General features: G+C 27.1%; 7 protein-coding genes. 2 read left to right on the forward strand and 5 right to left on the reverse strand.

The genetic code is table 11. The annotated features are described in order from the left end of the window. The first annotated feature begins 505 nt into the window (after positions 1-505). A complete protein-coding gene (locus tag JWF52_RS13970) occupies positions 506-1,576 on the forward strand; it encodes a DUF4300 family protein (protein WP_208334159.1) in 1,071 nt (356 codons plus the stop codon). A 33-nt stretch (positions 1,577-1,609) separates the two neighbouring features. On the opposite strand, the gene JWF52_RS13975 is transcribed toward JWF52_RS13970, so the two are convergent. Beyond that, positions 1,610-2,278 carry a metal-dependent hydrolase gene (locus JWF52_RS13975; RefSeq protein ID WP_208334160.1) on the reverse strand — a complete coding sequence of 223 codons (669 nt, stop codon included), beginning with the start codon at positions 2,276-2,278 and terminating at the stop codon, positions 1,610-1,612. Positions 2,279-2,428: 150 nt separating this feature from the next. On the opposite strand from JWF52_RS13975, the gene JWF52_RS13980 reads away from it, so the two are divergent. Further along, positions 2,429-3,043, forward strand: a complete 615-nt coding sequence (locus JWF52_RS13980; protein ID WP_208334161.1) for a peptidylprolyl isomerase — start codon at positions 2,429-2,431, stop codon at positions 3,041-3,043. A 62-nt stretch (positions 3,044-3,105) separates the two neighbouring features. Here JWF52_RS13980 and JWF52_RS13985 read toward each other — a convergent pair whose 3' ends face one another. The 4 genes from JWF52_RS13985 to abc-f form a co-directional block, all read right to left on the reverse strand. Next, on the reverse strand, positions 3,106-4,848 hold the full coding sequence (locus tag JWF52_RS13985) for a methyl-accepting chemotaxis protein (protein WP_208334162.1): 1,743 nt from the start codon (positions 4,846-4,848) through the stop codon (positions 3,106-3,108). 198 nt (positions 4,849-5,046) lie between these two features. After that, a complete protein-coding gene (locus JWF52_RS13990) occupies positions 5,047-5,349 on the reverse strand; it encodes a hypothetical protein (protein WP_208334163.1) in 303 nt (100 codons plus the stop codon). Positions 5,350-5,372: 23 nt separating this feature from the next. Next, the gene (locus tag JWF52_RS13995; RefSeq protein WP_208334164.1) at positions 5,373-6,011 is read right to left on the reverse strand and encodes a hypothetical protein; all 639 of its coding nucleotides are present in this window, start codon (positions 6,009-6,011) and stop codon (positions 5,373-5,375) included. A gap of 135 nt (positions 6,012-6,146) precedes the next feature. Beyond that, positions 6,147-7,718, reverse strand: a complete 1,572-nt coding sequence (abc-f, locus tag JWF52_RS14000; protein WP_286184171.1) for a ribosomal protection-like ABC-F family protein — start codon at positions 7,716-7,718, stop codon at positions 6,147-6,149. Positions 7,719-7,751 lie beyond the last annotated feature (33 nt).

Consider the following 7,751-nt stretch of genomic DNA (forward strand, 5'->3'; position numbering starts at 1 on the left):
GAATCTAAAAAAGATGATAAGTCTAAAGTAGATAAATCTAAAGTAAACGAATCTAAAAAAGACGATAAAGCTAAGGAAGATAAAACTAAAGTAAATAAGTCTAACTAAGGTCAAAAACAATGAAAAGTTAGAGTCTTCAAATATAAAGGTTATGATATTAAATCATAGCCTTTTATTGTTAATTTTTTCATTTTTCTTCTACAAGCTTATCTCATTCAAATCAACTTCCTCACTTGTAGTCGCCTATACTAATTTTAAATCTTTCGCAAATTATTTCCTATGCTTGTATGAAATATAATTAAGGGTATTTCTCTAAAATATTTTTAATAAAAAGTCAATATTATTTCTCTATTTTACAACTTATTTACAACTTATCTATAAGTCATTTACACATTACACAATACTGTAATCTTATACATATTGCTAACATATATCTCTGTGTTATATACTTAAAAAAACAAAACAACAGAGAAAATTATTCAAAAATAGAATGGAGAAATAAAATATGAAAAGACCAGCATTAACTATATTTTTATCAGGAGCAGTAGTATTAACTGCATCAATGGCTTTAACAGGATGTACACCTACAGATTCATCTAAAGATAAAAAAACTCCTACAAACGCTTCACAGTCAGTAGATAAAAAAGAAGATAAAGCTAAAGAAGATAAATCTAAGGTAAATGAATCTAAAAAAGAAGAGAGTTCTAAAGATAATTCTAAAGAAGGTCAAAAACCTTTTATAGAGAGTGACGAAATATTAGCTCAACAAGCTAAAGTTAAATTAGAAAAACCTAGTTATAAATCATTAAATTATACAAATTTAGTTGATAAAAAAACACAAGATGATGTAAAGCAAATATTATCTAAAAATAATATTAAATCAGAATATATTAATCAATATTTTGATTTAGTAAATGATTACAATAAGCAATATAAAGTAAATTTAACTAATACTTCAGGATTTAGTACAACTGATAAATCACAAGTTCCATATAATGGAGATGCTTTCCAAGAAAAGTGGTTAAATTCAAATAAATATTTAGATGTAAACTGTAGAATATCATCATTTACTCTATTTAGAGATTTTGTAGATTCTAAAGGTAAATTTAATTCTAATTCATCTGATATAGCTCAAGACATTGCTGCTTTAGATGAAAATAAACTTGCTAAAGCTACTAAAATTGCTGACACTAATGTTGAAACATTCAAAAAGTTATTTTCAAATATAAAAGTTGATAAATTTGGTAGTGATGAAGAAATGGCTAAACTAATAAGTAAAGAATTCAATAAAAGAGGTATTAAGTTTACTGGTAATAAAGATGTAACTTTAATAAATGGATTTATGAGAGATGAAGACTTAAAAGATGTATATGTTGGACATGCTGGTGTTGCTGTTAAAAATGGAGATGAGATACTATTTATAGAAAAATATACTCCAGGTATGCCTTTCCAAGCTACTAAGTTTAAAAACAAGGAAGAATTAAGAAGCTATATGTTTGATAGAGTAACAACATCACCAGGTGGTGCAAAAATGCCTAGACCTATTGTAATGGAAAATGATCATTTAATGAAATAAATATAATAAAAGGTTACTAAAAGTAACCTTTTATTATATTTTTATACTCTCTCCAAAATCAACTACTAAAACTTTAGCATCAGTATTTTTCTCAACATCTTCTTTAAACTTAATAGGTGACTGAGATATAGGTTCCCAAGTATTATAATGTATAGGAATAACAACTTTTGGATTTAACATTTTTACTGCTTCAACTGCTTCTATAGGTCCCATAGTAAAATTATCTCCTATTGGTAAAAGTGCATAATCTATGTTATTCATACGACCTATAAGTTGCATATCTAAAAATAGTGCTGTATCACCTGCAAAGTATATATTTTTTCCATAGAAATTTATTACAAACCCACAAGCACATCCACCTTCTATACCTGCACTATGTATTGCTTGTGTAACCTTAACAAAGCCAAACTCAAAATCAAATTTTCCACCTATATTCATACCATGAGCTCTACACCCTTGATTTGAAACCATATTAGCAATTTCTGCTGTACTTATAATTGTTGCATTAGTTCTCTTTGCTATGTCTATTGCATCTCCTATATGATCAAAGTGTGCATGAGATACTAATATATAGTCGCAATCTATTTCATTTGGATTAACTTTATTTACTGGATTATCTGTAAAAAATGGGTCTATTAATACAGTTATATCATCCTTAGTTAAACATATATTCGCATGTCCATTATACTTTAATTTAATCATAACTTTGTCTCCTTCTTTTATATTTAAAAGTTTTTAATTTATATTAATATAATTATTTTATCATATTATTCAAATAAAACTAAAATAATAAATATTTATAATTATCTGTGATATAATAAACCCATAAATTAACAAAGGATGGTAAGATAAATGACTGAAAGAAGTAACAAAGGATTTTTTTCAAATTTTCTATCAAAACTAACAGGTTCAAATGGAAATATTGTAGATGAAGTTAGAACTCCTCCTGAAAGTCTTCCTATAGCTACCATAGTATTTAAGGATTTTGGAACAGTTAAAGCTGAACTTTATCCTCATATAGCTCCAAATACAGTAAACAACTTTATAGAACTATCTAATAGTGGTTTTTATAATGGCCTAACTTTTCACAGAATTATAAAGAATTTTATGATTCAAGGTGGAGATCCCAAAGGAAGCGGTTTAGGTGGACCTGGTTATAATATAAAAGGAGAGTTTAATAGCAATAAATTTAGAAATGATTTAAAACACACTGAAGGTGTATTGTCTATGGCTAGAAGCCAAAGTAAAAATAGTGCTGGTAGCCAATTCTTTATAGTTACTAAATCTTCTCCTCACTTAAATGGAAAATATGCTACTTTTGGTAAAGTTATAAATGGCATGGATATTGTTCATACTATTGAAAATGTTGAAAAAGGTCCTATGGATAAGCCTGTTAAAGATATTGTTATTGAATCTATAAGCGTTGATACTAAAGGTGTTAATTACGATTCAGTAATCAAAATGTAACTTTTACATAATATAAAAGACATATACAAATATTTTGTATATGTCTTTTTATTATTTTTATATTAATATTCATTCATTGCAAGATAATCATTTTCATCGCTATTAAAGTTAATATTTTTTCTAGATTTATTTGTATCTTTTAACTCAAAGTTTTCAATAAGCGATTTTAGCATTTGTGCTTGTCCACTTAACTCTTCACTAGCAGCAGCACTTTCTTCTGATGTTGCAGAGTTAGTTTGTACTACTTCTGAAATTTGTTCTACTCCTAATGTAACTTGAGTTATTGCACTAGCTTGTTCTTCAGATGCTTTAGCTATATCATCAACTAATGTAGTTGTTCTATTAGTTGTATTTATTATCTTTTGAAGTGACTCTGCTGTACTATCTACAATTTCAGTCCCCTTATTAACTGATCCTATTGAGTTTTCAATTAATGTAGCTGTATTTTTAGCTGCTTCTGCTGATTTAGCAGCAAGGTTTCTTACCTCATCAGCAACAACAGCAAACCCTTTACCAGCATCTCCAGCACGTGCAGCCTCTACAGCAGCATTTAATGCTAATATATTCGTTTGGAACGCTATATCATCTATTGTTTTTATAATTCTTCCTATTTCATTAGAAGCAAACGAAATTTCTTCCATTGCTTTAACCATTTGTTTCATTTGTTCGTTTCCATCTTTAACTTGTCTAGCTGAACTTAATGTTAAATTATTGGCTTTTTTAGCATTATCTGCAGTATCTTTTATTTTATCAGATATTTCTATAATAGTTGCAGATAATTCTTGAATAGAACTTGCTTGTTCTGTAGCACCTTGTGATAACATTTGTGATCCACTTGCAACTTGCTCTGATGCTGCTTCAACTTCTTCAGATGCAACATTTATTTGTGACATTGTTTCACTTAAATCGTGAGTTATTTTATTTACTGAGTTTTCGATTTCTTTAAATATTCCTATGTATTCTATTTGTGGCTCTGTATTGAAATTACCTAATGCTACTTCTCCTAAAACACGAGCTGTATCATTTATAATTTCCTTAGTTGTACTACTCATTTTTCTCATACTTTCTGCTAAATAACCTAATTCATCTTTTGATTCATAACTGATATCAATGTCATAATCACCAATAGCCATTTTTTCTGCAGCTTCTTCTATTTCTTCAATTGGATTTTTTAAGCTCTTTGTGATATATAAACATATAACTCCTCCTGCTACTATAGTAAATAAACTAATAGTTATTGAAGCAAAAGTTGCTTTTGATACTGTATCTTGTACTCCCTTACTAAATTTAACTCCATCATTTTCCGCATGCTCATTAAGAGTTTTAGAATATTCTACACACTTATCGTATATACCACGATATACAGTATTTTCTTGTACCATTTCTAGTGTTCCTTTGTAATCACCACTTTCTGCAAGTGCAAAAGCTTTATCAAATTCTTGCTTTAGCTTTCCTACTTCATTTTCAAGATCAGTAAGAGCTTTTTCATCTGTATTAAAAGAGTTTTTAATTAATTTAATACTTTCATTTATATCATCAAAATCCTTTTGAAGTATAGGTTTATACTTTACATGATCCTCTCTAAGTATTGCATAAGCAAGATCTCTACCAATAGCAACTATACTTTCACGAATGTTTACAGATTCAGTTGTTGATACATAAGGTCCAGTAAATAACTCTCTGCTTAGTTCTTCCGACTGTTTTAATTTAGATATTGTATAAAAACTTGTACTTGCCGCAAGTATTAACAATATAATAAAAGATATTCTTAATTTTCTACCTATTTTTAAATTTTTCATATACATATAAACGTCTCCTTATAATTTAATTTGTTATAACCTTTCTACATTATTAATGTAGCTTTTTAGTTTACTTATACGGACATATTTTTGTATACTTTATGCATTAAATAAAATATTATCTTTTTTGTAACTTTATTTTGAATTTTAATTTAAATTAAAAAATAAAAAACCAGCAAAATTGCTGGCTTTTATAATGTATTTTTATTTTTTATCTAAACATTTTTCAGGATTAATATATACTTGTTCCCACTTACCTTTTTTATTCTTTTTATAATCAGAAATCTTAACGTCAACACCATTAGTTAATTGATAAAAAAGTACATAGTACTCATTTGAATTTTTATCTTTAAAATAAACTCTTTTTTCATATCCATTTTCCTCTACCTTAACATCCCCATCTATTAAATGGCACCAATCACCGTATTCAATTTGGACAAATGATTCAGCATCATAAGACCAACCATGATAAGGGGCACAAAGATAATTTTCTGGAGTATATTTCATATCAACAATTTTATAAACTCCATCTATTTTTTCATATAAACATATCCATAATAATAAGCAAAAATCCCTTTAGCTTCACTGCTACCTTGTATAATTTCAAGTTCAACAAAGTATTTTATAAGATCAGGTCTATTTTCATCTGGACCTACTTGATTTGCCTTTATTAAGTTAATGTGCAAAGTATTTTCAAAAGACTTTAAATACTCATCATAAGAAACTCTCTTTTGATAAGAATCTGATAAAAATTTATAAGCAATTGGATAAGGTGCTCTAGTATCTCCTAAACTTCCACAGCCTGTTTTAGTATCATCAAGAGGATTAGCTGCCTCTCTTAAAACACTAAAGTAATTTATTATAGTATCTTTAGGTGTTTTTATAAATTTATTAGGTATTTTATAATTAGTCGTATCTGTTCCATATATATCATAAAAAGTTTTTTCTATTTTATTATTTAAAATAGGAGATTTAGATGGCCTAAAAAATCTTTCTAAACTATAATACTCATCACTATTTTCTACTGTCTTTTCTTTTGGTAGTTCAATTTCTTTTACATATTCTCCACCAAATATTAATTTTTCATCTTTATTATCATAACAATTACCTATTATAGTGCTTCCTATAAAAAACATTGCAATAAGTGTAACAACTTTTTTCTTGAACATAATTATAGTTGTCAAATCATTATCTTTGACAGTCTCCTTTCATTTTTTATCATAAATATTGTTTATCTTATTATGTTCTTCATTAAGTTTTTTAACTTACTTTATATAAATTTATTTTTTTAATTTATAAAATTTTTAAAGTGTTATTATTTTTGTAGCTATTTTTTCTCCAAAATAATTGTCATGTTCTACAAATAGCATTGTAGGTTTTTTATTGAGTATAAGTTCTTCTATTTGAATTCTTGATATAACATCTATGAAATTTAGTGGTTCATCCCAAATATAAAGTTTTGCCTCTTCACATAAACTTTTAGATATAAGTAATTTTTTCTTTTGTCCCTCACTCCACTCTTTTATATCTTTTTCAAATTGAATATTTTCAAAGCCAAGTTTGTGTAGTGTACTTTTTAAATACTGACTATTTACTTTTTCTTCTTTAATAAAATCATCTAAGCTACCTTTTAAAAAAGATGTTTCCTGGGAAATATATGATATTTTATCAGTATTTTTAATATATCCAGTATAAGAAATATCTTCACCTATTAATAATTTTATTATGCTAGACTTTCCACATCCATTTTTACCTTTAAGCCAAGCTCTTTCTCCTTGCTTTACATCAAAACTTAAAGAATCAAAAATTACTTTTTCTTCATAGTTTATCTTAAGATTTTTAACTTCTAATACATCGTCTATTTCATTTTTTAAAGTTGATAAATCTAGTTTATCAGCTATATCTAAGTTCTTTAAAAGCTTAGATTTTTCTTCAATTGCTTTGTTTTGTCTAGCTTCAATACACTTAGCACGCTTCATCATTTTAGCAGCCTTGTGCCCAATAGAGCCTCTATCACACGGTCCATTTCCTATCTTAGTAGCTTCTAGTTTATTAGACCATGATGATTTTTGCTTTGCAGTTTCACTAAGTCTTTTAATATCTTTTTGTAACTTTTCATTTTCATTTTTTTCAAACTCATCTTGTCTATCTTTATTAAGTTGCCATGTTGAAAAATTTCCCTTTTGAATTTCTATATCAGCCTTATTAATAGAAAGTACATGGTCAATAATATTATCTAAAAAAGTTCTATCATGGGATACAACTATAAACCCTTTTTTGCTAGCTAAATAATTTGCTACAATTTTTCTTCCTTCGCTATCTAAGTGATTTGTTGGCTCATCAATTAAAAGGAAATGATTTTTCCTTAAAAATAAACTTACTAAAAGTAATTTAGTTTGTTCCCCACTACTTAAAGTTTCAAAGTTTCTTTTAAGAATTTCAGGTTTAAGTCCAATTTTTCGTACTTCTTTTTCTATTATTTCATTAATTGTATAACCATCATTATCTATAAATTTTTCTAAAACTTCTCCATACATATCAATCTTTTCAGGAGCTTTAATATATTCCTCCATTTGTTTTTCCCAAATACTAAAATGTGCAATACTTTGTCTTACAACTTCTAATGCAATCTGATTTTTATTTTCAACTTTAATAGGAAAATACTCAAATTTCACTTTACTTGAAATACGACCACTATATTCATACTCTCCCATAAGAAGTTTTAAAAAAGTTGTTTTTCCTCTTCCGTTACGACCAATTAGTCCTAGTTTCCAATTTGTGTCTATTAAAAATGATACATCTTTAAATATCTCTTCACCATGTGTATCATATTGAAAGCTTAAGTTATTTATATTAATCTGCGATATAATAATCATCTCCTATCATAAGGAAGTTTTAGACATAAAAAA

This window comes from Clostridium sp. CCUG 7971 (assembly GCF_017590215.1).
Classification (GTDB): Bacteria; Bacillota; Clostridia; order Peptostreptococcales; family Peptostreptococcaceae; genus Faecalimicrobium.